Annotated in this window: 26 protein-coding genes; 23 read left to right on the forward strand and 3 right to left on the reverse strand. The window is 65.4% G+C overall.

The annotated features are described in order from the left end of the window. Positions 1 to 98: 98 nt before the first annotated feature. The 13 genes from hrcA (at position 99) to leuA (ending at position 13163) form a co-directional block, all read left to right on the forward strand. A complete protein-coding gene (hrcA, locus tag LH407_RS13475) occupies positions 99 to 1121 on the forward strand; it encodes a heat-inducible transcriptional repressor HrcA (protein ID WP_322133468.1) in 1023 nt (340 codons plus the stop codon). A 41-nt stretch (positions 1122 to 1162) separates the two neighbouring features. After that, positions 1163 to 2263, forward strand: coding sequence for a molecular chaperone DnaJ (gene dnaJ, locus LH407_RS13480; protein ID WP_322133467.1), 1101 nt, complete (start codon positions 1163 to 1165; stop codon positions 2261 to 2263). Between the two features lies 1 nt (position 2264). Then, on the forward strand, positions 2265 to 2993 hold the full coding sequence (locus tag LH407_RS13485) for a 16S rRNA (uracil(1498)-N(3))-methyltransferase (RefSeq protein ID WP_322133466.1): 729 nt from the start codon (positions 2265 to 2267) through the stop codon (positions 2991 to 2993). 43 nt (positions 2994 to 3036) lie between these two features. Continuing rightward, on the forward strand, positions 3037 to 3387 hold the full coding sequence (locus LH407_RS13490) for a histidine triad nucleotide-binding protein (protein ID WP_322133465.1): 351 nt from the start codon (positions 3037 to 3039) through the stop codon (positions 3385 to 3387). Further along, entirely contained in the window at positions 3377 to 4426 is a 1050-nt protein-coding gene (locus tag LH407_RS13495; protein ID WP_407650584.1) for a PhoH family protein, read from the forward strand. The genes LH407_RS13490 and LH407_RS13495 overlap by 11 nt, the downstream gene beginning before the upstream one ends. A gap of 1 nt (position 4427) precedes the next feature. Beyond that, positions 4428 to 4889: an rRNA maturation RNase YbeY gene (gene ybeY, locus LH407_RS13500; RefSeq protein WP_322133464.1), complete on the forward strand. Its 462-nt coding sequence runs from the start codon at positions 4428 to 4430 to the stop codon at positions 4887 to 4889. A 3-nt stretch (positions 4890 to 4892) separates the two neighbouring features. After that, the gene (locus tag LH407_RS13505) at positions 4893 to 6191 is read left to right on the forward strand and encodes a hemolysin family protein (RefSeq protein ID WP_322133463.1); all 1299 of its coding nucleotides are present in this window, start codon (positions 4893 to 4895) and stop codon (positions 6189 to 6191) included. Further along, entirely contained in the window at positions 6191 to 7084 is an 894-nt protein-coding gene (gene era / locus LH407_RS13510; RefSeq protein WP_322133462.1) for a GTPase Era, read from the forward strand. Before LH407_RS13505 ends, era begins: the two co-directional genes overlap by 1 nt. A gap of 86 nt (positions 7085 to 7170) precedes the next feature. Next, positions 7171 to 8337: a sensor histidine kinase gene (locus LH407_RS13515; protein WP_322133461.1), complete on the forward strand. Its 1167-nt coding sequence runs from the start codon at positions 7171 to 7173 to the stop codon at positions 8335 to 8337. Next, positions 8334 to 8990 carry a response regulator gene (locus tag LH407_RS13520; protein WP_322133460.1) on the forward strand — a complete coding sequence of 219 codons (657 nt, stop codon included), beginning with the start codon at positions 8334 to 8336 and terminating at the stop codon, positions 8988 to 8990. The genes LH407_RS13515 and LH407_RS13520 overlap by 4 nt, the downstream gene beginning before the upstream one ends. A gap of 73 nt (positions 8991 to 9063) precedes the next feature. Continuing rightward, complete coding sequence (locus LH407_RS13525) at positions 9064 to 9825, forward strand: ABC transporter ATP-binding protein (RefSeq protein ID WP_322133459.1); 762 nt, start codon at positions 9064 to 9066, stop codon at positions 9823 to 9825. Next, complete coding sequence (locus LH407_RS13530; protein WP_322133458.1) at positions 9822 to 11198, forward strand: ABC transporter permease; 1377 nt, start codon at positions 9822 to 9824, stop codon at positions 11196 to 11198. Before LH407_RS13525 ends, LH407_RS13530 begins: the two co-directional genes overlap by 4 nt. 198 nt (positions 11199 to 11396) lie before the next feature. Then, entirely contained in the window at positions 11397 to 13163 is a 1767-nt protein-coding gene (gene leuA / locus LH407_RS13535) for a 2-isopropylmalate synthase (protein ID WP_322133457.1), read from the forward strand. Here leuA and LH407_RS13540 read toward each other — a convergent pair. Genes LH407_RS13540 through LH407_RS13550 form a run of 3 tightly spaced genes read right to left on the reverse strand, consistent with a single transcriptional unit; the run spans position 13160 to position 15521 of the window. Then, positions 13160 to 13828: a trimeric intracellular cation channel family protein gene (locus LH407_RS13540; protein WP_322133456.1), complete on the reverse strand. Its 669-nt coding sequence runs from the start codon at positions 13826 to 13828 to the stop codon at positions 13160 to 13162. The genes leuA and LH407_RS13540 overlap by 4 nt on opposite strands. A 12-nt stretch (positions 13829 to 13840) precedes the next feature. Continuing rightward, positions 13841 to 14575, reverse strand: coding sequence for an SDR family oxidoreductase (locus LH407_RS13545; protein ID WP_322133455.1), 735 nt, complete (start codon positions 14573 to 14575; stop codon positions 13841 to 13843). A gap of 58 nt (positions 14576 to 14633) precedes the next feature. Further along, the gene (locus LH407_RS13550) at positions 14634 to 15521 is read right to left on the reverse strand and encodes an RNA polymerase sigma-70 factor (protein ID WP_322133454.1); all 888 of its coding nucleotides are present in this window, start codon (positions 15519 to 15521) and stop codon (positions 14634 to 14636) included. A gap of 93 nt (positions 15522 to 15614) precedes the next feature. Here LH407_RS13550 and recO point away from each other — a divergent pair, with 93 nt between their 5' ends. The 10 genes from recO to LH407_RS13600 all read left to right on the forward strand — a co-directional run bounded on the left by recO (position 15615) and on the right by LH407_RS13600 (position 25780). After that, the gene (recO, locus tag LH407_RS13555; protein ID WP_322133453.1) at positions 15615 to 16343 is read left to right on the forward strand and encodes a DNA repair protein RecO; all 729 of its coding nucleotides are present in this window, start codon (positions 15615 to 15617) and stop codon (positions 16341 to 16343) included. Beyond that, complete coding sequence (locus LH407_RS13560; protein WP_322133452.1) at positions 16340 to 17143, forward strand: isoprenyl transferase; 804 nt, start codon at positions 16340 to 16342, stop codon at positions 17141 to 17143. The genes recO and LH407_RS13560 overlap by 4 nt, the downstream gene beginning before the upstream one ends. A gap of 52 nt (positions 17144 to 17195) precedes the next feature. After that, positions 17196 to 17588: a hypothetical protein gene (locus tag LH407_RS13565; RefSeq protein ID WP_322133451.1), complete on the forward strand. Its 393-nt coding sequence runs from the start codon at positions 17196 to 17198 to the stop codon at positions 17586 to 17588. A 92-nt stretch (positions 17589 to 17680) separates the two neighbouring features. Continuing rightward, positions 17681 to 18394, forward strand: coding sequence for an NUDIX hydrolase (locus LH407_RS13570; protein WP_322133450.1), 714 nt, complete (start codon positions 17681 to 17683; stop codon positions 18392 to 18394). Further along, the gene (gene nadA / locus LH407_RS13575; RefSeq protein WP_322133449.1) at positions 18391 to 19653 is read left to right on the forward strand and encodes a quinolinate synthase NadA; all 1263 of its coding nucleotides are present in this window, start codon (positions 18391 to 18393) and stop codon (positions 19651 to 19653) included. The genes LH407_RS13570 and nadA overlap by 4 nt, the downstream gene beginning before the upstream one ends. A 3-nt stretch (positions 19654 to 19656) precedes the next feature. Then, positions 19657 to 21213 (forward strand): L-aspartate oxidase, encoded by a 1557-nt coding sequence (gene nadB, locus LH407_RS13580; protein WP_322133448.1) that lies wholly within the window; start codon positions 19657 to 19659, stop codon positions 21211 to 21213. Further along, positions 21210 to 22064 carry a carboxylating nicotinate-nucleotide diphosphorylase gene (gene nadC, locus LH407_RS13585; protein WP_322133447.1) on the forward strand — a complete coding sequence of 285 codons (855 nt, stop codon included), beginning with the start codon at positions 21210 to 21212 and terminating at the stop codon, positions 22062 to 22064. The genes nadB and nadC overlap by 4 nt, the downstream gene beginning before the upstream one ends. Before the next feature lies 1 nt (position 22065). After that, positions 22066 to 23202: a cysteine desulfurase family protein gene (locus LH407_RS13590; protein ID WP_322133446.1), complete on the forward strand. Its 1137-nt coding sequence runs from the start codon at positions 22066 to 22068 to the stop codon at positions 23200 to 23202. Positions 23203 to 23240: 38 nt separating this feature from the next. Further along, positions 23241 to 24296 (forward strand): Gfo/Idh/MocA family protein, encoded by a 1056-nt coding sequence (locus LH407_RS13595; RefSeq protein WP_322133445.1) that lies wholly within the window; start codon positions 23241 to 23243, stop codon positions 24294 to 24296. 101 nt (positions 24297 to 24397) lie between these two features. Next, positions 24398 to 25780 (forward strand): glycine--tRNA ligase, encoded by a 1383-nt coding sequence (locus LH407_RS13600; RefSeq protein ID WP_322133444.1) that lies wholly within the window; start codon positions 24398 to 24400, stop codon positions 25778 to 25780. The last annotated feature ends 52 nt before the right edge of the window (positions 25781 to 25832 follow it).

Here is a 25832-nt window from a genome sequence, read left to right on the forward strand (position 1 = left end):
CACACGGTAGCGGTCTTGGCCGCGCGCGTGCAACGATCCGAGCCGGAGTCGGCGGTACAATTGGCAGTCCGAGAAGTCGAGTGCCAGGAGGCGGTGACATGGTTTCCGAACGCGGTCTCGAAGTTTTGCGTGTCATCGTGCAGGACTACGTGGCCTCGCGCGAGCCCGTCGGATCGAAGTCGATTGTCGATCGGCACTCGTTCGGCGTATCCGCAGCGACGATTCGCAACGACATGGCGCTCCTCGAGGACGAGGAACTCATTTCCGCGCCTCACACCTCGTCCGGCCGTGTGCCCACCGACAAGGGATACCGAGTCTTCGTCGATCAGCTTGCCGATGTGCGACCGCTCACAAGTGCGCAGCGGCATGCGATCGAGACCTTTCTTGGCCAGTCCGCCGATCTCGATGATGTGCTGGCGCGCACCGTGCGTCTGCTCTCGCAACTGACCAATCAGGTCGCGCTCGTGCAATATCCGTCGCTCGCGACCTCACGCATCCGGCACATTGAGATCGTTCAGTTGACGCCATCCCGCGTCATGAGTGTTCTCATCACCGACTCGGGCCGCGTCGAGCAGCGCCTGCTCGACCTTTCGGCACCGATGCCGGAGGACGACCTCGTCGGCCTTCGTTCGCGTCTCAACTCCGTGCTCGTGGGCCTTGCGCTTCCGGATGCCGCGGCCAAACTCTCTGCCCTCGCCGAGGATTACCCCGCCGACCGCCGCACTCTCGTGTCCGAGGTCACCACGAGCCTCGTCGAGCAGGTCCTCGCCAACAGGCAGGACAAGCTCGTCATGGCGGGAGCTGCGAACCTCGCTCGCACCGAGCAGGACTTCACGGGCAGCATCTACCCGGTCCTCGAGGCGATCGAGGAACAGGTCACGCTTCTTCGCCTTTTCGGCGAAATGGAGGTAGATGCGGGCGGTGTATCGGCGAGGATCGGACGCGAGAACGAGGGCTTCGGCCTCGCCGAGACGTCGGTGGTGACGAGCGGATACTCGTCATCCGGTGGCAGCATCGCTCGACTGGGGGTGCTCGGACCCACACGGATGGACTATTCCAACAACATGGCCGCCGTGCGCGCCGTCGCGAGGTATCTCTCACGCCTCCTCGACGAGGACTAAGTCTCAGACATCAGGGCAGAACTAACGAAGAACAGGACACTGTGGCAGACCACTACGAGGTGCTCGGCGTTGATCGCACTGCGAGCGCGGAGGAGATCAAGAAGGCCTACCGACGGCTCGCGCGGGAGCTTCACCCGGACGTGAACCCGAGTGCCGAGGCATCCGAACGCTTCAAGCAGGTGACGCACGCCTATGACGTGCTGAGCGATCCGCAAGAGCGGCAGCAGTATGACCTCGGACCGCAGGCAGGTTTCGGCGGTGCGGGTTTTGGTGGCTTCGGCGACATCTTCGAGACCTTCTTCGGTGCGAGCCAGCGCTCGACTGGTCCTCGTTCCCGTCGTGAACGGGGCCAGGACGGTCTCGTGCGCGTCGAGGTGGACCTCGACGAGGTCATTTTCGGCACAACTCGCGATCTGGAGATCAACACCGCGATTCTCTGCTCCACGTGCGACGGTAGTTGTTGTGCCCCGGGTACCTCACCCGTGCGCTGCGACATCTGTGGCGGCAGTGGTCAGATCCAGCGCACGATGCGCAGTCTTCTCGGCAACGTTGTGACGTCGAACCCGTGTGGCACGTGCCGCGGCTACGGCACGATCATCCCTGAGCCCTGCCCGACGTGTGCAGGCCAGGGCCGCGTGCGTGCGGCCCGCTCGATCCCCGTGGACATTCCTGCTGGCGTCGATACCGGCCTCCGTCTGCACATGCCCGGCCAGGGCGAGGTCGGACCGGCGGGTGGCCCGGCCGGCGATCTTTATCTCGAGATCAAGGTTCGCCACCACGACACGTTCAGCCGTCAGGGCGACGACCTTCTCGCAACGATCGAGGTGCAGATGACGGATGCGATCCTCGGTGCCAGCACGACTCTCAAGGGTCTCGACGGCGACATCGAGGTGGACATCCGGCCCGGCACCCAGAGCGCGGACATCATCACGGTGAAGGACCGCGGCGTGACGAGCCTGCGCGGTGGTGGGCGCGGCGACCTCAAGATCGGTGTTCAGGTTGTGACCCCGACCAAGCTAAGCGGCAAGGAGCAGGATCTGATCCGGCAGTTCGCCACGTCTCGCAAGCAGGCTGCACCCGGTTTCGCGCATTTCCAGCAGGGGCTTTTCGCCAAGTTGCGGGATCGGTTCCTCGGGCTCTGACGTGGCTCACTTTTATCTGGACGAGCAGCTGGAGCGGGCATCCGTCGGCGATCGTGTGACGTTGTCCGGTGCTGAGGCCCGGCACGCGGTGACCGTCAGCCGTATCGCCGTGGGTGAGACGGTCACGATCGGCAACGGTTCCGGGCTCGTTGTGTCGGGTCCCGCCGTTGTCGCGGACCACACCGACCTCACCATCGAGGTGGTCGACGCGGTCCAGCACGATGCTCGCTCCCCGCTGCTGTTCCTCGTGCAGGCTCTCGCGAAGGGCGATCGAGATGAGCTCGCCGTGCAGGCGGCAACCGAGCTGGGTGCCGACGGGGTTGTTCCCTGGCAGGCTGCGCGCAGCATTTCCCGGTGGGAGGGCGCAAAGGTGGCGAAGGGTCGCGATCGATGGACGGCGATCGTCCGTGAAGCCGTCAAACAGTCGATTCGCCCATGGATGCCCGACGTCCTCGACCTCGTGACGACGAAGCAGCTCGCGGCTCTCGCCGGCGGTGCCCGCATGCTCCTGCTCGACCCCGAGGGCGAGCATCCGCTGTCCACGCTCGAGCTCGACGATCGCGACGTGCTCGTTGTCGTGGGACCGGAGGGCGGGATCGCTCCCCAGGAACGTGATCTCCTGGTTGCTGCTGGCGCGCAAACCGTCCGTCTCGGCCGGGAAGTGTTGCGTACGTCAACGGCGGGACCGGCAGCTCTCGCCGTGTTGAATGCGCGGCTCGGTCGTTGGTGAACCTCCCCCGGGTGCGCCGACAGGGCGCGCGTAAGCTTGCCGTATGAGCGAAACACCGTCGATCTTCACGCGGATCATCGATCGCGAGATTCCCGCTGACATCGTTTTCGAGAACGATCGGGTGATCGCCTTCCGTGACATCGCGCCTCAAGCTCCGGTTCACGTTCTCGTTGTGCCGAAGACAGCGGCCTACGCGAACGTGGCGGAACTCGCCGCTGGTGACCCCGCTCTCCTCGCCGAGGTCGTGACGGTCGCGCAGCAGCTCGCGACCGACCAGACCGACGGACACTTCCGCCTCGTCTTCAATACCGGCGAAGAAGCCGGCCAAACCGTTTTTCATGTGCACGCCCACGTGCTCGGTGGTGGGCTCAAGGAAGGAACACTTGCCCAGTAACGAGATCCCCAACAACGAGGTTCCACCCGGCGACGACTACCACGTCGAGATCGAGGTGGACGGGGTGGCGATGGTGCGGCTCCTCGGCCCCCAGGACCGTTTGCTCTCGACGATCGAGAAGCAGTATCCCGGGGTCGATGTCCTCGTCCGCGGAAACCGCGTGACCCTCTCTGGCGAGCGGTCGCGCGTGGACGCTGCCCGCGCTCTCGTCGATGAGCTTGTGCTCATGGTGCGCAACGGCCAAGACCTCGGCCCCATGGAGGTCACCTCCTCGGCTCGCATCCTCGACTCGGGTTCTGGCAGCCCTGCCGAGTTGCTGAGCCAGGCGATCCTCACGAGCCGGGGCAAGAGCATCCGCCCGAAGACACTCGGGCAGAAGAACTACGTCGATGCGATCGACGAGAACACGATCGTGTTCGGCATCGGTCCCGCGGGTACGGGCAAGACGTACCTCGCTATGGCCAAAGCGGTGCAGGCGTTGCAGCGCAAAGAGGTTGACCGCATCATCCTGAGTCGTCCCGCGATCGAGGCGGGCGAGCGACTGGGCTTTCTCCCGGGAACTCTCACGGACAAGATCGACCCGTACCTTCGCCCGCTGTACGACGCGCTCAACGAAATGATGGACCCGGAACTCGTGCCGAAGCTCCTTGCGAGCGGCACCGTCGAGGTCGCTCCGCTCGCTTACATGCGCGGTCGCACGCTCAACAACTCGTTTGTTGTGCTCGACGAGGCTCAGAACACCACGCCAGAGCAGATGAAGATGTTCCTCACGCGACTCGGCTTCGGCTCGAAAATGGTGGTCACGGGTGACATCACACAGGTCGACCTCCCGGCGGGCGCGAGCGGTCTCAAGCTCGTCACGAAGGTGCTCTCGAAGATCGACGACATCCATTTCGCCGAGCTCACGAGTGCGGATGTTGTGAGGCACACCCTCGTCGGACAGATCGTCGACGCCTACACCGCCTACGATGCGAAGAAGCAGCTCGAACGCTACGAGCGCGGCGATAAGTCGCGCCCCCAGTCGAAGAACCGGAGATAGCGTGTCCATCGAGATCAACAACGAGTCGGGTATCGACGTCGACGAGGCCGCCGTGCAGCGTCTCGCCGTGTATGCGCTCGACCAGCTCCACGTGCATCCCGATGCGGACCTCGCCATCGTGTTCGTGGACGAGGCCGCCATGGAACAGCTCCACGTGCAGTGGATGGATGAACCTGGCCCCACCGACGTTCTGAGCTTCCCCATGGACGAGCTCCGCCCGGGCACCGAGGACAACATCACTCCTGCCGGGCTCCTCGGTGACATCGTCGTGTGCCCGCAGGTCGCGACCGCGCAGGCCGAGGCGGCGGGGCACACCGTGCTGGAGGAGATCCTCCTGCTCACCACGCACGGCATCCTGCACCTGCTCGGGTTCGACCACGCGGAGCCGGAGGAGGAGCGCGAGATGTTCGGACTCCAACGCGATCTGCTGGTCGGCTTCGCGCTCGACGAGCGCCGGCGGTAACGCGTGATCATCGGTGTCTTTATCGCGGTCGCGGTGCTCTTGGTGGCCCTCGGTGGCCTCCTCGCGGCGGCGGATGCCGCACTGAGCGTGTTGAGCCGTTCCGATCTTGTCGAACTGGCCGCATCTCGTCGTGCGAAACGGTCGCTCCTGGCGATTGCCCTGGACCCGGGCGCCCATATCAACGCACTCAACTTCATGAGGATCGTCGCTGAGACGACCGCCGCCGTGCTCGTCACCCTTGTGTTCGCGACGACGTTCGAGCTGTGGTGGGCGCTCCTGCTGAGTGCGGGAATCATGACCGCGACGTCGTTTGTGCTGGTCGGTTCCAGCCCGCGCAGCGTTGGGCGAGCACACGCGAGGCCGATCATCGCCTTCGCGGCACCGATCGTGCGCGCCATTCGTGTATTCCTCGGGCCGATTGCCGACGCTCTCGTGGCGATCGGCAACAGGGTCACCCCCGGTCGACCGAGAACAGCGAGCTTCTCGAGCGAAGAGCAACTGCTCAGCATGGTCGACGAGGCGACCGAGCTCGAAGTTCTCGAGGAGGAGGATCGCGAGCTCATCCACTCGATCTTCGAGTTCAACGAGACCGTCGTTCGCGAGGTGATGGTGCCGAGAACCGACATGGTGACGGTCATGGGCGGCGCCTCGACGGATGCCGCGATGACCCTGTTTCTCGCGAAGGGTGTATCCCGTATGCCCGTCGTCGGCGAGAACATCGACGAAATTCTGGGTGTGCTCTACCTGAAGGACGTGACGCGTGTTGTGTTCGAGCGCACACTCGATGCGGAGACGCTCACCGCGGCAGCCCTCGCCAAACCCGCCGTTTTTGTGCCGGAGTCGCAGAAGGCCGATAGCCTCCTGCGACAGTTGCAGCTCGAGTCGACCCATATCGCGATGGTTGTTGACGAATACGGCGGCATCGCAGGTCTCGTAACGCTCGAGGATCTCATCGAGGAACTCGTGGGAGAGATCTCCGACGAGTACGACCGCGAGCTCGCCGATGTCGAAGATCTGGGGGGAGGCAGATATCGAGTCAGCGCCCGTCTCCCGATCGACGAGCTGGGCGACCTCTTCGGCATCGAGCTCGACGACGATGAGGTCGACTCTGCCGGCGGTCTGTTGACCAAGACGCTCGGCAGACTGCCCGTGCGAGGGTCGACCGTGGCGTATTCCGGCCTGCTGCTCACAGCCGATCGCACCGAGGGTCGGCGCAAGAGGGTGACAACGATCCTCGTCGAGCGCGATACTGCGCTCATCGACGCCGAGAGTGCATTCGAGCCCGCTCAGAAGGAGCAATGATGTCCGACACGTTCCGCGCCGGTTTTGTGACCTTTGTCGGTCGCCCCAACGTTGGCAAGTCAACGCTCACGAATGCGCTCGTCGGCGAGAAGGTCGCGATCACATCGTCCAAACCGCAGACCACGCGCCGAGCCATCCGCGGCATCGTTCACGCTTCGACCGGCCAGCTCGTCATTGTCGATACTCCGGGAATGCACCGTCCGCGCACTCTTCTCGGTGAACGACTCAACTCGATCGTCGTCGATACCCTCGGTGAGGTCGACATCATCGGATTCTGCGTTCCCGCAGACGAGAAGCTCGGGCCGGGTGACCGCTACATCAACGAGCAACTCGACCAGTTCCCGCGTGCGAAGAAGGTTGCCATCGTCACCAAGGTCGATGCGGCCGGGCGGGCGAAGGTGGCCGAGCAGCTTCTCGCGGTCAGTGCGCTTCGCGAGTGGGACGACATCGTGCCGATCTCCTCGCTCGACGGCACGCAACTCGACATCCTCACCCAGCAGCTCATCGCGCTGCTGCCGGAGTCTCCCGCGCTGTACCCGGATGACGCGGTGACCGACGAGACCGAAGAGGCTCGAGTCGCAGAACTCATCCGTGAGGCTGCGCTGGAGGGTGTGCACGAGGAGCTGCCGCACTCCATCGCTGTCACGATCGACGACATGATCGAGCGCGAAGACAAGGATCTACTGGACATTTACGCCAACATTTTTGTCGAGCGCGACAGTCAGAAGGGCATCATCATCGGGCGCGGCGGAGAACGGCTACAGGATGTTGGCACGCGAGCCCGAGCGGAAATCGAACGCCTCCTCGGACGTCAGGTGTTCCTCTCCTTGCGGGTGAAGGTCGCCAAGGAGTGGCAGCGCGATTCGAAGCAACTGGGGCGACTCGGGTTTTAGCCCCCTCGTACATCTCGAGGATGATCTTCGGGGCCTTCGGGCTGAGATCCGCCCCGTGCGGCGGCGACCGGGCCTAGCGTGGAACGATGATCCGCTCCCTCTCGGCTCCGCAATTGGCGTTTGACATCATCGTCGCGACGCTGTGCGTTCTCCTTCGATCGGTGCTTCCGTTCGATTCGCCCGCGGGCTGGATCATGCTTCTGCTGATGGGCGCGGCCCTCGCCATTCGTCGCCTGTCGCCCGCGATTGCGCTGGCGGTGGCCTGGGCGGGCGCGATCATTCAGATGAGCGGGATGCTGCCACCGGATGCCGCGAATCTGGCGATCCTCGCGGTGCTGTTCGCGACGGCGCGCTACGGTACACCTCTCGTTCGGCGACTCGGACTCGCCTCCGCGATCGTGGGCGCGGTCATCGCCACGCTGTACTTCTTGGCGACGGGTTTCACCGTTGCACTCTCAACCGCGTCAGCGTTCGTCGACGCAATACCGCAGTTGGTGTTCGCGCTCGTTTTCTCCCTCGGTGCCTCGCTCGCGGTTCTCGTGCTCAGCTGGACCGTCGGGCTTCTCGTTCGGACCGCAGACCTTGCGCGTGACAATAGGCGCGCGGCAGAGCTTTCGGCGCGAGAGGTTGCCATCGAACAGGAACGCAACCGAATCGCGCGCGACATGCATGACGTTGTGGCTCATTCGCTCGCGGTGGTGATCGCCCAGGCCGATGGAGCACGGTATGCAGCAGCCGCGAACCCCGATGCGGCGCAGGCGGCTCTTGCGACGATTGCCACGACCGCTCGCGAAGCACTCACCGACGTCCGGGGACTTCTCGCGCAGCTTCGTCACAACCAGGGCCCCGCGCCACATCCCGTCCTCGCCGACCTTTCGGCACTCGTCCAGCAGCTACGGGACGCGGGGTTGGGCGTCGACTTCGTCGAGCGCGGCGAGCGGCCGCCGGTGGCGACCGCCCAGCAGTTGGCGATCTACCGGATCGTCCAGGAGGCGCTGACCAACGCCCTACGTCACGGCAACGCGACAGGCAACGTTGGCCTGCAACTCGAATGGGGCGAGGCCGGGGCATCCATCGTCGTTCGCAACCGTCTCCGTGGAGGAGCGGAGGTCTCGTCCACCACCGGACACGGCCTCACCGGCATGCAAGAACGTGCCTCTCTGGTCGGCGGATCGCTTCACGCAGGACCGGAGGGTGACGAGTTCGTGGTGTCGGCGCACATCCCGCTCGCCACTGCGGAGGCCGTGTCATGACGCCCATCCGCGTCACGCTCGTCGACGATCAGGCACTATTCCGGGCGGGCATCCGTATGCTCGTCTCCTCCCAGCCGGATCTGCAGTTTGTTGGCGAGGCTGGCGACGGCGCCGAAGGTATCGAACTCGCGCGACGGGAACGGCCCGACGTGGTGCTGATGGATATCAGGATGCCCGTCATGGACGGCATCGAGTCCACGGCGGGTATCCTCGCCGAGGCGGAGGCGCACCCGGACTGGAATCCCCGAATCGTTGTGCTCACGACCTTCGATCTGGATGAAGCGGCGGCGCGCGCGATCCGCGCCGGTGCGAGCGGGTTTCTTCTCAAGGACACGGAACCGGAGTTTCTTCTCGCTGCCATCCGCACGGTTCACGGGGGAACTTCCGTGGTTGCCGCGTCAGCGACTCGCGACCTGTGGGAGCACTTGGGCACGCATCGGCAACCGCCACCGCCGGTCTTCGACGAACTCACTGCCCGCGAGCGTGAGATCTTCCTTCTCGCGGCGCGAGGCCTCAGTAACGCGGAGATCGCCTCCCGTGAGTTCCTGAGCGAGGCGACGGTGAAGACCCACATCAGCCGGGTGCTCGCAAAACTCGGGCTGCGCGATCGTGTGCAGGTGGTGGTTTTCGCGTACGAGCACGGACTCGTCTGAATCATCCTTCGGATGTACGGGGCAGCGACGCCCGGCCGATTCGCCGCCGGATGCCCGCCGCAAGGCTAGAACCATGGACATCACAACCTCGGACCTCGGCCTTGTGGCCCGGGTCGCTCAACTCACCAAGTCGTACGGATCTGGCGCCACGGAGGTCACGGCACTGCGTGACGTCTCACTCGGTATTCGGAAAGGTCAGTTCACCGCCATCATGGGCCCGAGTGGGTCGGGCAAGTCGACACTCATGCACATCATGGCGGGATTGGACTCGCCAACGAGCGGGCGGGTGTGGATCGGCAACACCGACATCAGCGGACTCGGTGACACGGAGCTCACCATGATCCGCCGCCGCCGGATTGGTTTCGTTTTCCAGTCCTTCAACCTCGTGCCGACACTCGACATCGAGGGCAACATTCTTCTGCCGTTCGAACTGGACGGCCGCACCCCGTCCACCGAGGAACGTGTCTGGATCGACGAGCTCGTCGACTCGCTGGGATTGCGCGACAGGCTCCGTCACCGACCCCACGAACTGTCGGGCGGGCAACAGCAACGTGTGGCTATCGCCAGGGCACTCGGCTCCCGCCCGGAGCTTGTGTTCGCCGACGAGCCGACGGGCAATCTGGACTCGCGCACCGGGCGGGAGGTGCTCGGCCTCCTCGCGACAGCGACCGGGCAGTTCGGCCAGAGCATCGCGATGGTGACCCATGACCCTGTCGCCGCGAGTTTCGCCGATCGCATCCTCTTTCTTGCGGACGGTGTGGTCGTGGAGGATCGCGGTCGGTCAAGCGCGGCGGAGATCAGCGAGTTCATGCTGCAGATGGAGGCGGCAGCATGAAAGGCTTCAGCCCCCGCGAGCATGCGCCGAGCATCCTCGTAGCTTCGCTCAGTGCGCTCTTCGGGGTCGCACTGCTGCAGGTCACCTCCGTGCTTGCCGTCATCATCAGCGACGGGACGGCGGGCAGCGCCACCGTGGCGATCATGCTGTCACTGGTCGCGATGGTCTTCATCGCGATTTCGACCTACGTCGGTTCCGTGGTGACGGCCAATACGTTCTCCACGATCATCGCCGGCCGTCGTCGCACTATTGCGCTCCTGCGCCTGGTCGGATCATCGGCTCGTTCCCTGCGGTCGTCCGTCGCTCGTGAAGGCTTTGTCGTCGGTGTGATCGGGGCTGCACTCGGACTCGTGCTCGGCACGGCACTCGCGGCGGCACTCGTGGCGGTGGGAACTCTCATCGGAGCGATTCCGACCCTCGATTACGGGTTCGTCAACCCGGTGGTGCTGGTTCCCGTTGCTGCGGTTGTGCTCACGACCTGGTTGGCGTCGTGGATCGGTGCCCGACGTGTGCTGCAGGTTGCCCCTATCGAAGCCACGGGAGCGGCAGTCGAGTCCCGCCAGGAAGAGGTGGGCGCGCGCCGAGGACGAAATGTCACCTCCATCGTGCTCATCGCCATCGGCGCTGGTCTGCTCGCATCGGCCGTGCTTCTCGGCCTCATCACGCCCGCAGCCGTGCTCGTGGGTGTGCTCGGAGGAATCGTGTCCTTCACGGGGGTCGTGCTGGCGGCACCGATCATGATGCCCGCCGCCCTGAGACTCGTCGGACGGCTTCTGGGTCGCAGCTCCGAGGCGCGCATGGCCGCCGAGAACGCCGTTCGCTACCCGGAACGGAGTGCACGCACGACCATCGGACTTGTCATCGGCGTGACTCTCGTCACGATGTTCATCGTTGCGGTTGCCACGTTCCAGTCCATGCTCGAGCCGGTGTCGGAGGCGGCCGACCTCGACGAACTCATGGCGGCCATCGTCGGCGTCTTCTCGGTGCTCATTGGGTTCAGTGCCCTCATCGCAGCCGTGGGGATGGTCAACAACCTCTCGCTGAGTGTGCTGCAGCGCACACGAGAGCTGGGGCTCCTGCGCGCGCTCGGGTTCACCGTGCGCCAGCTTCGCGCCATGATTCGTATCGAGGCGGCGCAACTGACGGCGACCGCTTTGGCGGTGGGGCTGCTGCTCGGCACGGTGTATGGATGGGTCGGCGCCCAGTCACTGCTGGGCTCGATGCCCGGAGCGGGACTCGTTCTCCCTGTTGTGCCGTGGTGGCTTCTCGCCGTGATCGCAGCGGTCGGCGCGGTTCTCACGGTCGCGGCATCCGTCGCTCCCACGCGTCGCGCGACGTCGATCGCGCCGGTGGTGGCACTCGCGGTCGAGTGACGACGAGCGGGGCCAGCGCAGTTTCGCTCGGCCCCGCTGCACGTCACCACGAAGCGGTGTTACTCTGAATACGTGTTCGGTCTGCTTCTTCTTAGCTGCCGCGACGGGTCCTAACCTCAGGCCTCACTCGTCGCGGCCTTTGCTGTTTGGTCTGACCCTCTTATCCAGACAAACCAGAAGACGAAAAGACCCACGACCATGAAGAACACCCAGCAGCCTTCCGGACTGCCCATTCACCGCTACAAGCCTTTCCACGAGATCATCTCCGTCGATCTGCCCGATCGCACGTGGCCCAGCAAACGCATCACCGAGGCTCCGCGGTGGTGCGCGGTCGACCTCCGCGATGGCAACCAAGCGCTCATCGACCCGATGAGCCCCGAGCGCAAGCGCATCATGTTCGACCTGCTTGTGCGCATGGGGTACAAGGAGATCGAGGTCGGCTTCCCGTCGGCGAGCCAGACGGACTTCGACTTTGTCCGCTCCCTCATCGAAGAGGACGCGATTCCGGATGACGTCACCATTCAGGTGCTCACCCAGGCTCGCGAAGAACTCATCAACCGCACGTACGAGTCGCTGAAGGGCGCCAAACGCGCCATCGTGCACCTGTACAACTCGACGAGTGTTCTGCAGCGCGAGGTGGTCTTCCGCACCGACAAGCAGGGCATCATCGACATCGCCCTGAACGGTGCACGCCTGTGCAAGGCGGCGGAGGCGCTCGTACCGGGCACCGAGATTTTCTATGAGTACTCTCCGGAGTCCCTCACGGGCACCGAGCTCGAGTTCGCCGTCGACGTGTGCAACCAGGTGCTGGAGGTTTTCGAGCCGACCCCCGAGCGCAAGGTCATCATCAACCTGCCAGCGACCGTCGAGATGGCCACGCCGAACGTCTACGCGGACTCCATCGAGTGGATGTCGCGCCACCTGAACCACCGCGAGAACGTGATCGTCTCGCTGCATCCGCACAACGACCGCGGTACGGCGATTGCGGCGGCGGAGTTGGGCTACCTCGCGGGCGCCGATCGTATCGAGGGATGCCTATTCGGCAACGGTGAGCGCACCGGAAACGTCGACCTGGTCGCCCTCGGTATCAACCTGTTCACGCAGGGCATCGACCCCCAGATCGACTTCAGCGACCTGGACCAGATCCGCCGCACCGCCGAGTACTGCAACCAGCTGAAGGTTCACGAGCGCAGCCCGTGGGCCGGCGACCTGGTCTACACCGCGTTCAGCGGCTCGCACCAGGACGCCATCAAGAAGGGATTCGAGGCGATGGATGCCGCGGCTGCGGCGCAGGGCATCCCCGTCGATCAGCTGCCGTGGGCCGTGCCCTATCTGCCCGTCGACCCGAAGGATCTGGGCCGCGGCTACGAGGCGGTCGTGCGTGTCAACTCGCAGTCCGGCAAGGGCGGCGTCGCCTACCTCTTGAAGACCGACCACGCGCTGGACCTGCCGCGGAAGCTGCAGATCGAGTTCAGCGCGGTTGTGCAGGCCAAGACCGACGCCGAGGGTGGCGAGGTCACGAGCGACGAGATCTGGGAGATCTTCCAGGACGAGTACCTGCCGGCACCGGAGCATCGCGCCGAGGACAAGTGGGGTCGCTTTGAGCTCATGTCGACGCGCACGGCGAGTGAACTGACCGGTCAGGTGGAACTCGAGGTCAAGTTGCGTGTCGGTGAGGAGGTCTCCGTGGAGACCGGGAACGGTAACGGCCCTATCGCCGCGTTCCTCTCGATCATGGCCGAGCAGGGAATCGACGTGACTCTCTACGACTATGTCGAGCACGCGCTGAGCGCTGGCGGGGATGCCCTGGCCGCTGCCTATGTCGAACTCAACGTCAGCGGAAAGCGTCTGTGGGGTGTGGGTATCGATGCCGATATCTCCACGGCATCCCTCAAAGCCGTTGTGTCAGCCGTCAACCGTGCCGTGCGCACGGAGGCGGGGGAGCGCGAGCTCGCCGCGGTTTAGTCTTTGCGCGGCTTTCGCCGGATCCGCGGGACGGTCGTGATGGCCCTCTGCTCGGGAAGACTCCAGTGGAATAGAACCGCGAGAATGCGCACGCCAAAGGTGATGGCAACGCACAGGATCGCGGCAATGAACACGGGAACCCCGAACTCGAGGAGCACCACGAGCGACGCGGATCCGGCGACGGCCGCCACGGCGTAAAGCGAACCGACATGCATGAGTGCGATCGGTCGGTTGAGCAGCAGATCGCGGAGGATCGAGCCTCCCACGGCTGAGATCGCACCGACGAAGACCGCGGGCACCTCGGGGAGGCCCGCCGCGAGTGCTTTTGTTGTACCGATTGCCGCGAAGAGGCCGATGGTGAGGGCGTCGAGCACGTTGACCAACACGCCGAGCCGCGCGATGAGGCGTTCGAGGAGCATTCCGAGCAGGGCTGCGGCTGTCGCGACGGGCACGTACCAGTTGTTGCTGAGGGAGGCGGGCACCTGAGCGAGGAAGATGTCGCGCAGGAGGCCGCCGCCGAGGCCCGTTGCGATGCCCACGATGGCCACACCGAGGAGGTCGAGTTTTCTGTCGCGGAACTGCGCCGCGAACAAGGCGCCCTGCGTCGCGCCGATTCCGACGGCGAGCAGGTCAGCCCACAGCGGTATCTGGAACGCGACAGTCACGCCTCATTGGTATCACGCCTCTCGGCGGGCATAGGTGTCGAAGGTCTCGGTACCGTAGCCGGGCAGCCCTGTCATGTGGCGCCCCTCTCGAAACGCACGAATGGTCTTCCCGAACAGTGGCATCGTCCACACCGGTTTGCGTGTGCCCGCATGTCGTTGCCATGTAGCAATCGCGTCAACGAGGCGCAGCTGTTCTGGCCCAGCAATGTCGGCGACCCGGCCGGATGGCCCCGCCTCCACGAGTTCTGCGAGCCGCGTGGCTACCTCCCGAACGGCGATCGGTTGGTCGGGGGCGTCGATCGCGATGATCATCGGCAGTTTGGCTTGGAGGTCGATGAACATACGAATGAAGTCGTGGAACTGGCTTGCCCGCAAGACGGTGAACGGGATGCCCGACTCCTCGATGATCCGTTCGCTCTCGAGTTTCGCGCGGTAGTACGGGTAGGGCACGGCATCCACCCCGACGATGGAGATGTAGACGAGGTGCGTGACCCCGGCATCCCGGGCCGCTTGGGTGACGTTGCGGGTCTGCTGCGGGTCCTTCTTGCCGGCACTCGTGGCGAGGTGCAGAACGGTGTCGATGCCCTGCATCGCCTTGGCGAGTCCCTCTCCCGAGGTGACGTCACCGACAACTCGCCCTTCGCCGGCGTGCCGACTGAGGATGCGCACATCGTGGCCTGCGGCACGGAGCAGTTCAACGGTGGGGCGGCCGAGGGTTCCGGTGCCGCCCGTGACGAGGATGGTCATGGTGTCCTTTCGTGAGGTTCACCAGGTATGACCGGATGCCCTCGCCAAACGTGACACGTCACGCCAACTGCGTCGCGAGCTCCCGGAAACCCTCCAACTTGTGCGGGTTGAGCACGATCATGATGCGGCTGACGCCATCATCGGCGATGTCGACCGTCCAGAGAGCTGCTGGCTCGCCGTCGCGTACACCGAGCACCGCGGGTTCACCGTTGGCTATCACCGGGTGCATGACGATTCCGTGGGCGAACTTCTCGATGACACCCACAAGCAGTGCCGCAACTCGGTCGCGTCCGCCGACGATGTTACGAGCGGCGCCGACGACACCTCCGCCGTCGGAGTGCGAGCGCACGTCGGCGGCGAGAGTGTGTTCGAGTTGCGAGACATCGCCGGATTGAGCCGCTGCGAGAAAGGCCGCGAGGAGTCGCGAGCGTTCGTCGCCGCTGACCACGACCCCACGTTCCCGCTCGATGTGCTTGCGGGCGCGCGTGGCAAGCTGTCGCGCGTTCGACTCGTTCGTCTCGAGCACGTCGGCGATGTCACGGAACGGGTAGTCGAAGGCTTCGCGCAGAACGTAGGCGGCGCGCTCGGCCGGCGTCAGCCGCTCAAGGAGGAGCAGAACGGCCAGGGACAGCGCCTCGGCACGCTCCGCACCGAGCAACGGGTCACGGGAGGTATCCACCGGCTCGGGCAACCACGGTCCGATGTAGCTTTCGCGACGAACTCGCGCGGAGTCGAGCGTCGTGAGAGTGAGCCTCGTGACCATCGTGGCGAGGAAGGCGCCCGGGTTGTCGATCGTCTCACTCGTGCGGTTCCAGCGGATCCAGGCATCCTGCACGATGTCCTCAGCTTCGGCGACCGACCCGAGCATGCGGTAGGCGATGCCGAACATCCGCGCGCGATTCTGCTCGAAGACGCTGAGTTGGTCGGGAACGTCGGTCGATGTCACCTGTTCATTGTGACGTGTTGCGTGGGCAGCGCGGTCGTTCCCGGTGCGGCCCGGCTCACCAGTTGTGACGGTGCAGCGGGGGATACTGGAGCGGTGCCGACCTACCGTGATGAAGCCGTTGTGCTGCGCACCCACAAGCTGGGCGAAGCCGACCGCATCGTGACGATGCTGTCCCGGCAGCACGGCAAGATTCGCGCGGTCGCGAAGGGGGTTCGGCGCACGGCATCCCGCTTCGGGTCGCGACTTGAGCCCATGATGGTCGCCGACGTTCAGTGTTACGTCGGTCGGTCCCTCGACATCGTTCAGCAGGCTGAGTCTGTTGGCGCCTATGGCGCGGAGATCGCAGACGATTACGCCGCCTACACGGCGGGCAGCGCCATGGTCGAAACCGCTGACCGCGTGACGGATGATTCCGGCTCCCTGCAGCAGTATCTGCTTCTCGTCGGTGCGCTCCGCTCGCTGTCGCGGCGCGAGCATCACCCGTCGCTCACCCTGGACTCGTACCTGCTCCGGTGCCTCTCGATCGCCGGATGGGCCCCCAGCTTCGACGCGTGTGCGGTGACCGGTGCACCCGGCCCGCACACGGTGTTTGTCGCGCAGCTGGGCGGTGTTGTCGCCGACGAGGTCGCCCCGCCGGGTTCACCGCGACTGGATGCCGACACCCTCGGTCTGCTGGGCGCACTGCTCGAGGGCCGCTGGCCGGATGCCGAGGCCGCGGGGGAGCGCACTCGCGCTCAGGCGAGCGGGATCGTCGCCGCGTACACCCAATTCCATCTCGAGCGCACGCTGCGCTCCCTGCCCCACGTGGATCGCACAGCATGACACCGAAACCCAAAACCCACCGCGACGCGGTCGACTACGTGCCGATCGACTGGACGGGCATCTACCCGCCGGAGTTCCCGCGCAAGGCGGTGCCGAACCACGTCGCGATCGTCATGGACGGCAACGGGCGCTGGGCCAACGCCAAGGGTCTCACGCGAGTGGAGGGCCACAAGGCTGGCGAGGCTGCCCTTCTCGACGTGGTCGCCGGGGCCATCCAGGTGGGCGTCAAACACCTGAGTGTGTACGCGTTCTCCACGGAGAACTGGAGTCGTTCCCCCGACGAGGTGCGGTTCCTCATGGGGTTCAACCGGGACGTGCTGCACCGCCGCCGCGACCAGCTGAACGAGTGGGGGGTGCGTGTTCGGTGGGCCGGGCGCAGGCCTCGGCTGTGGGCATCCGTTATCAAGGAGCTTCAGTTCGCGGAGCAGCTGACGCGGGACAACGACGTGCTCACGCTCACGATGTGCGTCAACTACGGCGGACGCAACGAGATCACCGACGCCGTTCAGCGCATCGCCGAGGAGGTCGCAGCGGGGCGACAGCGTCCGTCGGGCATCAGTGAGAAGACGATCCAGCGGCACCTTTACCAGCCGGGCCTACCCGACGTTGACCTCTTTGTGCGCAGTTCGGGGGAGCAGCGCACCAGTAATTTCATGCTCTGGCAGAGCGCGTACGCCGAGATGGTGTTCCTCGACACCCTGTGGCCGGACTTCAGCCGCACCGACCTCTGGGACGCGATCGAGCTTTATCAGGGCCGCTCCCGCCGTTTTGGTGGCGCGATCGACGCGCCGAGCGCCTGAGGCTGGACTCAGGCGAGCTCATCGCCGCGTTAGGCTCTGGCCGGAGGAACCTGTGACTGATATTCAGCCGGGCGCACCGCTGGGTGGCCCAGAACAAGTGCTCGTGTCGTTTGGAGATATCGTCGTGAGTCGAAGCTGGGTGGTCACGCCCGGCGGAAATGCGCCTCTTCGAGGGGCTCAATTCCTTCTGACTGACAGTTCACGAACCGAGACTCGGACGCCGACGTGGGCAATCGTCTTGGCGATCCTCGGCGCATTCTTTTTCCTCCTTGGTCTGTTCTTTCTTCTCGTGAAGGAGACCGTTACCTCCGGATTTGTCCAGGTCACGGTCATCGGTGAGCGTCTCACGCACACGGTGGCAATACCCGTGACACATCACGCGGCGGTCGTGGACGTCTATAACCGAGTCAATTACGCGAGACAGCTCGTCGCGGCCGCGGAATAGCACGACTCTCCAGTTATCGTCATCGTGACTTTAAGTGGTACGATCTGTTCAGGTCGAGTTGACCTTTACTGAATAGTTCGGACACACGCACCATGAGCGACACCACGCAGGGCATCGGGCTCGCGGTTTCCACCGTGATCTTCGCTCTGCGAGCGCACCCCGAGACCGGGTTGAGTGCCCTGTGGATCCCGCTGGTGCGCCGCACTCGCGATCCCTTCGAAGGGTCGTGGGCTCTTCCCGGCGGTTGGGTGCGCGAGAGCGAGAGCCTCGCGGATGCCGCGGGCCGCAACCTGCTCGAGACCACCGCCGTCGAGCCGTCCTACCTCGAGCAGCTCTACTGCTTCGGTGAGGTCGACCGCTCGCCGGACCGTCGTGTCGTCTCCGTCGTCTACTGGGCGCTCGTGCGCCCCGAGCAAACCGAGCGCTCGGAGGACGGCGACAACGTGCGTTGGTTCCTCGCCGACGAACTCCCGGAACTCGCGTTCGACCACAACGTCATCGTCGACTACGCGCTGTGGCGCCTGCGCACCAAGGTCGAGTACAGCCGCATCGCCCAAGCCTTCCTCGGCTCGACGTTCACCCTCGCCGAGCTGCGTGAGGTGCACGAGGCTGTGCTCCAACGCGCCCTCGACCCCGCCAACTTCCGGCGGCAGGTCGAGCCCACCCTCGTCCCCACGGATGCTGTGGTCACCGGTGGTCGTCACCGCCCTCCGCGTCTCTACCGCTACGACGAGTCGATCTCGCTCGTGGACAACGGGCCTCTCACGCACGGGCCCGCGCCCCAGAACGCAAGGAGTATCGCGTGACTTCTGTAGACACTCTCATCAAGACCGATCCCGGTGAGACCTGCAATCCGGCTCTCGCCGAGGGTCCGTGGACCTTCGACCTCGGGTTGCCCAGCTACGGACCGGGCGCCTCGCAGGGAGACATCATCCCGACGGGTTCGCCTCGCCAGGGTCAGCTGCCCGTTGAGTACCAGCGCGCCTCCAACGAGGAGCTGCACGACCGGATTCGTGTCGCGAAGCAGGTGCTCGGCGACCGTGTTGTAGTGCTCGGGCACTTCTACCAGCGCGACGAGGTTGTTCAACACGCTGACTTCCTCGGTGACTCGTTCCAGCTCGCCAACGCTGCCCAGACGGTGCCGAACGCCGAGGCGATCGTGTTCTGTGGCGTGCACTTCATGGCCGAGACGGCGGACATCCTCGCCCGCCCCGGGCAGTCGGTGATCCTGCCCAACCTCGCCGCCGGGTGCTCGATGGCCGACATGGCAGACATCGATTCCGTCGAAGAGGCCTGGGAGCAGCTCACGGCGATCTACGGCACGGAGCCTGACGAGACGGGTCGCGTGCCGATCATTCCCGTCACGTACATGAACTCGTCGGCGGCGCTCAAGGGCTTCTGCGGCCGCAACGGCGGCATCGTGTGCACGTCGTCGAACGCCGCGACCGTGCTCGAGTGGGCCTTCGAGCGCGGCCAGCGTGTGCTGTTTTTCCCCGACCAGCACCTCGGCCGCAACACGGCCAAGGCAATGGGAGTACCGCTCGAGCAGATGCCGATGTGGAACCCCAACAAGCCGCTCGGCGGCAACGAGGTCGCCGAGATCGAGGATGCCCGCGTCATCCTGTGGCACGGATTCTGCTCGGTTCACCGCCGCTTCTCGGTCGCTCAGGTTGAGAAGGCGCGTGCGGAGTACCCGGGTGTGCGTGTGATCGTGCACCCAGAGTGCCCCATGCCCGTCGTTGACGCGGCGGATGAGGCTGGTTCGACCGACTACATCCGCAAGGCCATCGCTGCGGCCACCGAACCCACGACCTTCGCGATCGGCACCGAGATCAACATGGTCAATCGCCTTGCCGCCGAGTTCCCGCAGCACACGATCTTCTGCCTTGACCCCGTCGTGTGCCCCTGCTCAACGATGTACCGCATCCACCCGGGGTACCTCGCGTGGGTGCTCGAGGAGCTGGTCGCCGGGCGTGTGGTGAACCAGATCACCGTTCCCGATGACGTCGCGGAGCCGGCTCGTGTTGCTCTCGAGCGTATGCTCGCCGCGCGGCCGAAGGTCTGATCCGTGGCACGCGTTGTTGTTGTCGGCACGGGAATCGCCGGCCTGATCACCGCCTATCGCGCGAGCCGCCGTCACGAGGTTGTGCTCGTGACGAAGGCTGAGCTCGCCGAGAGCAACACCAAGTACGCCCAGGGTGGAATCGCGGCGGCACTGTTCCCTGACGACAGCGCGGCATCCCATATCGCCGACACCCTGCGCGCCGGCGCAGGCCTGTGTGACCCGGTCGCCGTCGAGGTGTTGTGCACCGAGGGCCCGATTCGGGTGCGCGAGCTCATCGAGCTCGGCGTCGAGTTCGATCGGGTGAACGGGGAGCTCGCCAGGGGCCACGAAGCCGCCCATTCGGCTCGGCGCGTCATCCACGCCGGGGGAGACGCGACAGGTCTCGCCATCGAGGTCGCGCTCCTGCGCGCGGTCAAGGCCATCGCCGTCGAGGTCCACGAGCACACGTTTATGCGTGATCTGCTTGTCGAGGAGACGCCGGCAGGGCGGCGTGTTGCCGGTATTGAAGCGGTGGATGCCCGGGGTGTCGGCCGCGACATCCGTGCCGACATCGTGGTGCTCGCCAGCGGCGGTGCCGGCCAGCTCTACGCACACACAACCAATCCGACGGTTACGACCGGTGATGGTGTCGCTGCTGCGTGGCGCGCCGGCGCAGTGCTCGCCGATGTCGAGTTCTACCAGTTCCATCCCACATCTCTTGCCGTGCCGGGTAATCCGCTCGTGTCGGAGGCGGTCCGCGGCGACGGAGCCGTGCTGCTCGACGCGCAGGGGCGACGCTTCATGTTCGACGTTCACCCGGACGGTGAGCTCGCGCCCCGCGACGTCGTCGCCCGGGGGATCGCGGCGCAGATGGCCCGGCAGGGCGGCGCCCCGGTTCTGCTCGACGCGACGGCGCTCGGCGCCGAGTACCTCGAAGAGCGCTTCCCCGGTATCTCGCGTGTGACACGCGAGCACGGCTTCGATTGGGCTCGCGAACCGATCCCGGTGACTCCGGCGGCCCACTACTGGATGGGCGGCATCCGCACCGACATCGATGGTCGAACCTCGCTGCCCGGGCTTTTTGCCGTCGGGGAGGCGACGTGCACGGGAGTTCACGGCGCCAACCGTTTGGCTTCCAACTCCCTTCTCGAGTCCCTCGTGTTCGCGTGGCGCGCCGCCGATGCGATCGACACGGATGCCGTGCCCCTGCCCTCCGGTCGTCCGTCGTCGCTCGCGACCATCGAGCCCGAGCCTCCGGTCGAGACAGCTGTCGCGTCTCGCGCCGAGGTGCAGGCGCTCATGTGGTCGCTCGTGGGCCTGGAGCGCTCCCTTCCGCAACTCGAGGTCGCACGCGATCAGTTGTCCCGGTGGCGCGCGCCGGAGCCCGATTCTGTCGACCCCGTGGATGCTGGGGAAGTGCGCAATCTGCTCGATCTCGCGAGGATCATCGTGCACGCCGCGATCGCCCGCGAGGAATCGCGAGGCGCCCACGACCGCGTCGACTTCCCCCTCACGCGCGACGAGTTCGAGTACTCGCTGGAGTGGCGGGTCCCCGTTACCGAGCCGGTGGTTGCGCGATGACCGCCGCCGCGATCGACGAGATCATCGAACGCGCACTGGTCGAGGACGCGCCGTGGGGCGACGTGACGAGCGAGGCGTTCCTGCCGCGGTCCGCTCGGGCTACCGCTCGCCTCGTACCGCGTGAGCCGGGCATCCTGAGCGGAATCGACGTCTTCGCGCGCGTTTTCGAACTCGTGGATGCCGATGTTGTCATCGAGCTGGGTTCGGTGGACGGTGCGGCGTTCGAATCGGGTGTCACGTTGGCCCGAGTCGACGGCAGCGCACATTCGGTTCTTCGCGCCGAGCGCATCGCGCTCAACCTCACGCAGCGGATGTCGGGCATCGCGACACTGACGGCTCAGTACGTGAACGCTGTTTCGGCAACGGATGCCCGCATCGCCGACACACGCAAGACCACCCCCGGTCTGCGCATTCTGGAGCGACAGGCCGTCCGCGACGGGGGCGGGTACAACCACCGCTACTCGCTGTCTGACGCCGTGCTCGCCAAGGACAACCACCTCGCCGTGCTCGCTGCTGCTGGGACACCCATCGGTGAAGCGATCCGACTAGCGCGTTCCCGTGTGAGCCACACAACACGCATCGAAGTCGAGGTTGACCGACTCGATCAGGTCGAGGACGTGGTAGCCGCCGGGGTCGACACGATCATGCTCGACAACTTCAGTCTCGACGAGCTCCGCGAGGGCGTAGCAATTGTCGCGGGACGGGCCATCGTCGAGGCGAGCGGGGGAGTGAACCTCGATACCGTCGCAGCAATCGCCGAGACAGGGGTCGACGTCATCTCGGTCGGTGCCCTCACTCACAGCGTGCGCTCGATCGACCTCGGACTCGACGTGGACGTCACGGCGGGCTGACATGATCTACCTCGACCAGGCGGCGACAACCGCGGTACGCCGCGAGGTCCTCGAGGCGATGTGGCCGTACCTGACGGCCGAGTTTGGCAATCCCTCGAGTCACCACGAGGTGGGGGAGGCGGCCGAGCGCGGACTCACGGATGCCCGTGCTCGCGTAGCGGCGGCGCTCGGTGTTCGCGCGAGCGAGGTTGTCTTCACTTCCGGCGGCACGGAAGCTGCCAACCTCGCGATCAAGGGGATCGTGCTCGCGAGTACGCGCGGCCGGCACATCGTGACCTCGGCGATCGAGCATCCGGCAGTCCTCGAGTCGTGTGACTACCTCGAACGCTTTCATGGCGCTGAGGTCACCGTTCTGCCCGTCGACGCCGACGGTCTCGTTGACCCCGTCGCGTTCACTGCGGCGCTTCGCGACGACACTGCGCTCGCGACGATCATGTACGCGAACAACGAGATCGGCACGGTTCAGCCGATCGCCGAACTCGCGGCGCTCGCGCACGCGCGCGGCGTTCCCTTCCACACCGACGCCGTGCAGGCCGCGGGGTGGTTGCCCATCGACCTGCACACGCTCGGCGCCGATGCGCTCTCCCTCTCCGGCCACAAACTCGGTGCGCCGAAGGGCATCGGTGCCCTCGCCGTGCGAGCCCGTATTCCGCTCGAGCCTGTGATTCACGGCGGTGGCCAGGAGCGCGGCAGGCGCTCGGGAACCGAGAACGTAGCCGGTGCCGTCGCTCTCGCGACCGCGCTCGATCTTGTTCCGTCATCCGTGGCGCGCGCCGGCGAGGTCGCCGCCCTCCGCGATCGGTTTATCGATCGGGTGCTCAGCACGGTTCCGGATGCCCGCCTCACCGGTTCGCGTATGCACCGGTTGCCGGGCCACGCGTCCTTCTGCTTCCCCGGCACGAGCGGCGAATCCGTTCTCCTCGGCCTCGAGGCACGTGGCATCGTGTGCTCCAGCGGGTCGGCGTGCGCCGCAGGGAGCGATGAGCCCTCCGATGTGCTTCTCGCGATCGGTCTCACTCCGGAGATTGCTCAGACCGCCGTGCGATTCACGTTCGGATCGGAGATCACCGAGGCCGAACTCGATGAGGTCGCACGAGAGCTGGTCGATTCGGTCGCCGCGGTGCGCTCCCTCGGCTGAACTACTTTCTGCGTGAACGGTCACACTAGGCTGGCCGGATGCCAAGTAACCGACCTATCCGCACGGGAATCATCGGCTTCGGACTTTCGGGCCGCGTCTTCCACGGTCCCTTCCTCGCAACCAACCCCGACTTTCGTGTCGACGTCATCGCGACGGGCAACCCCGAGCGGGCCGCGGATGCAGCGCGCCTGCATCCGGATGCCGTCGTCGTCGGTTCACCCGATGAGCTCCTCGCTCGGCTCGACGATCTCGACCTCGTTGTGCTCGCTTCGCCGCCACACACGCACCTCGAGCAGGGGTTGGCTGCCCTCGACGGCGGCGCCGCGGTTGTCATCGACAAGCCGTTTGTGCCGACCGTCGTCGAAGCACGCAAGCTCATCGCCAAGTCGGAGGAGGTCGGCCAGCCGCTCGCGGTGTTCCACAACCGTCGCTGGGATGCCGACTTCCTCACCGTGCGTCGCCTCATCGACGAGGGTGCTCTCGGGCGTGTGCACCGTTTCGAGTCGACCTTCGAGCGCTGGGGAAAACCCGTCGCAGACAAGTGGCAGGACAACATCCCGTCCGGGCGCGGAGGCGGCATCACCTACGATCTCGGCAGTCACCTCGTCGACCAGGCGCTGCAACTCTTCGGTCCGGCCGAGGTCGAGCACGCCGAGTTGACCATCGTGCGGGAGGGTGGCACGAGCGAGGACGACGCGACGATTTCGCTCCTGCACACGAGTGGCGTGCGCTCGCACCTCACCATGAGTCGTGTCGCGGCGCAGAGCGGACCACGCTTCCGAGTGCTCGGTACCGAGTCGGGATTCCGGTCGTACGGCCTCGATACCCAGGAGCCCGTGCTCAAGGAGGGCATGCTGCCGGATGCCCCGGCCTACGGTACGACGCCGGAAGCGGACTGGGGTCTGCTCGGCATCGACGGCGCTGGCAGTCTCACACCCGTCCCGATGGAGCGCGGCGATTACCCTGCGTTCTACGCGGGCGTCGCAGCGAGCATTCTCGATGGCGCGCCCGCACCCGTCGATCCGCGCGAGGCCCTCGAGGTTGTCCGTATTCTCGAGCGTGCTCACGCGCTCGCGCACGCGAGCAGCCGCTGACCGCCGGTAGGCTGGGGACTTCGCAGAACCTCGACCGGGCATCCAGCTCGGCCTGACATCAGTCGTGTCGCGTTGCAGCGACACGCAAGGGAGCATTAGCCGTGGCATCCAGCAATCTCGACGCCGTCATCAACCTCGCCAAGCGCAGGGGTTTCGTCTTCCAGTCGGGAGAGATCTACGGCGGATCGCGGTCGGCATGGGACTACGGGCCCCTTGGCACCGCGCTCAAGGAGAACATCAAGAAGCAGTGGTGGCAGACCGTTGTGCAGGGTCGCGACGACGTTGTCGGGATCGACTCCGCGGTCATCCTTCCGCGCAAGGTGTGGGAGGCCTCCGGCCACGTCGAGGTGTTCTCCGACCCGCTCGTCGAGTCGCTGCACACGCACAAGCGGTACCGTGCCGATCACCTCCTCGAGGCGTACGAGGAGAAGCACGGGCATCCGCCGGTGAACGGCCTCGCCGACATCAAGGACCCGGACACCGGCCAGCCCGGCGCCTGGACCGAACCGCAGAACTTCTCGGGTCTGCTCAAGACCTTCCTCGGCCCCGTCGACAACGAGGAGGGGCTGCACTACCTGCGCCCGGAGACCGCTCAGGGTATCTTCGTGAACTTCGCCAACGTCATGGGCGCGAGCCGCATGAAGCCGCCGTTCGGCATCGGCCAGGTCGGCAAGAGCTTCCGCAACGAGATCACGCCGGGCAACTTCATCTTCCGCACGCGCGAGTTTGAACAGATGGAGATGGAATTCTTCGTCGAGCCTGGCACGGACGAAGAGTGGCACCAGTACTGGATCGACGAGTCGATGCGGTGGTACCTGGACCTCGGCATCAACCCTGACAACCTGCGTCTCTACGAGCACCCGAAGGAGAAGCTCAGCCACTACTCGAAGCGCACCGTTGACATCGAGTACCGGTTCCGTTTCGCCGGTAGCGAGTGGGGCGAGCTCATGGGTGTTGCCAACCGCACCGACTTCGACCTCAAGACCCACTCCGAGGCATCCGGCACCGATCTGTCGTACTTCGACCAGACCAAGGACGAGCGTTGGATCCCGTACGTGATCGAGCCAGCTTTTGGCCTCACGCGAGCTCTCATGGCCTTCCTTATCGACGCCTATGCCGAGGATGAAGCGCCCAATGCCAAGGGTGGCGTCGATAAGCGCACCGTGCTGCGCCTCGACCGCCGTCTCGCGCCCGTCAAGGTCGCCGTGCTGCCGCTTTCGCGTAACGAGCAGTTGTCGCCGCTCGCCAAGGACCTCGCCGCAGATCTGCGCAAACTCTGGAACGTCGACTTCGACGACGCCGGAGCCATCGGTCGCCGCTACCGCCGTCAGGATGAGATCGGCACACCCTTCTGCGTCACCGTCGACTTCGACTCGCTCGAGGACAACGCGGTCACGGTGCGGGAGCGCGATTCCATGGCGCAGGAGCGCATTCCGCTCGAGGGTCTCCGCAGCTACCTCGCGGAGCGTCTCGTCGGGGCCTAGCCTCCTCCCCATAACGCCGAGCTGGGTGCGTCCGCACAGATCGACGTGACCG

Origin of the sequence: Antiquaquibacter oligotrophicus (genome assembly GCF_020535405.1) — a bacterium.
Taxonomy (GTDB): Bacteria; Actinomycetota; Actinomycetes; order Actinomycetales; family Microbacteriaceae; genus Rhodoglobus; species Rhodoglobus oligotrophicus.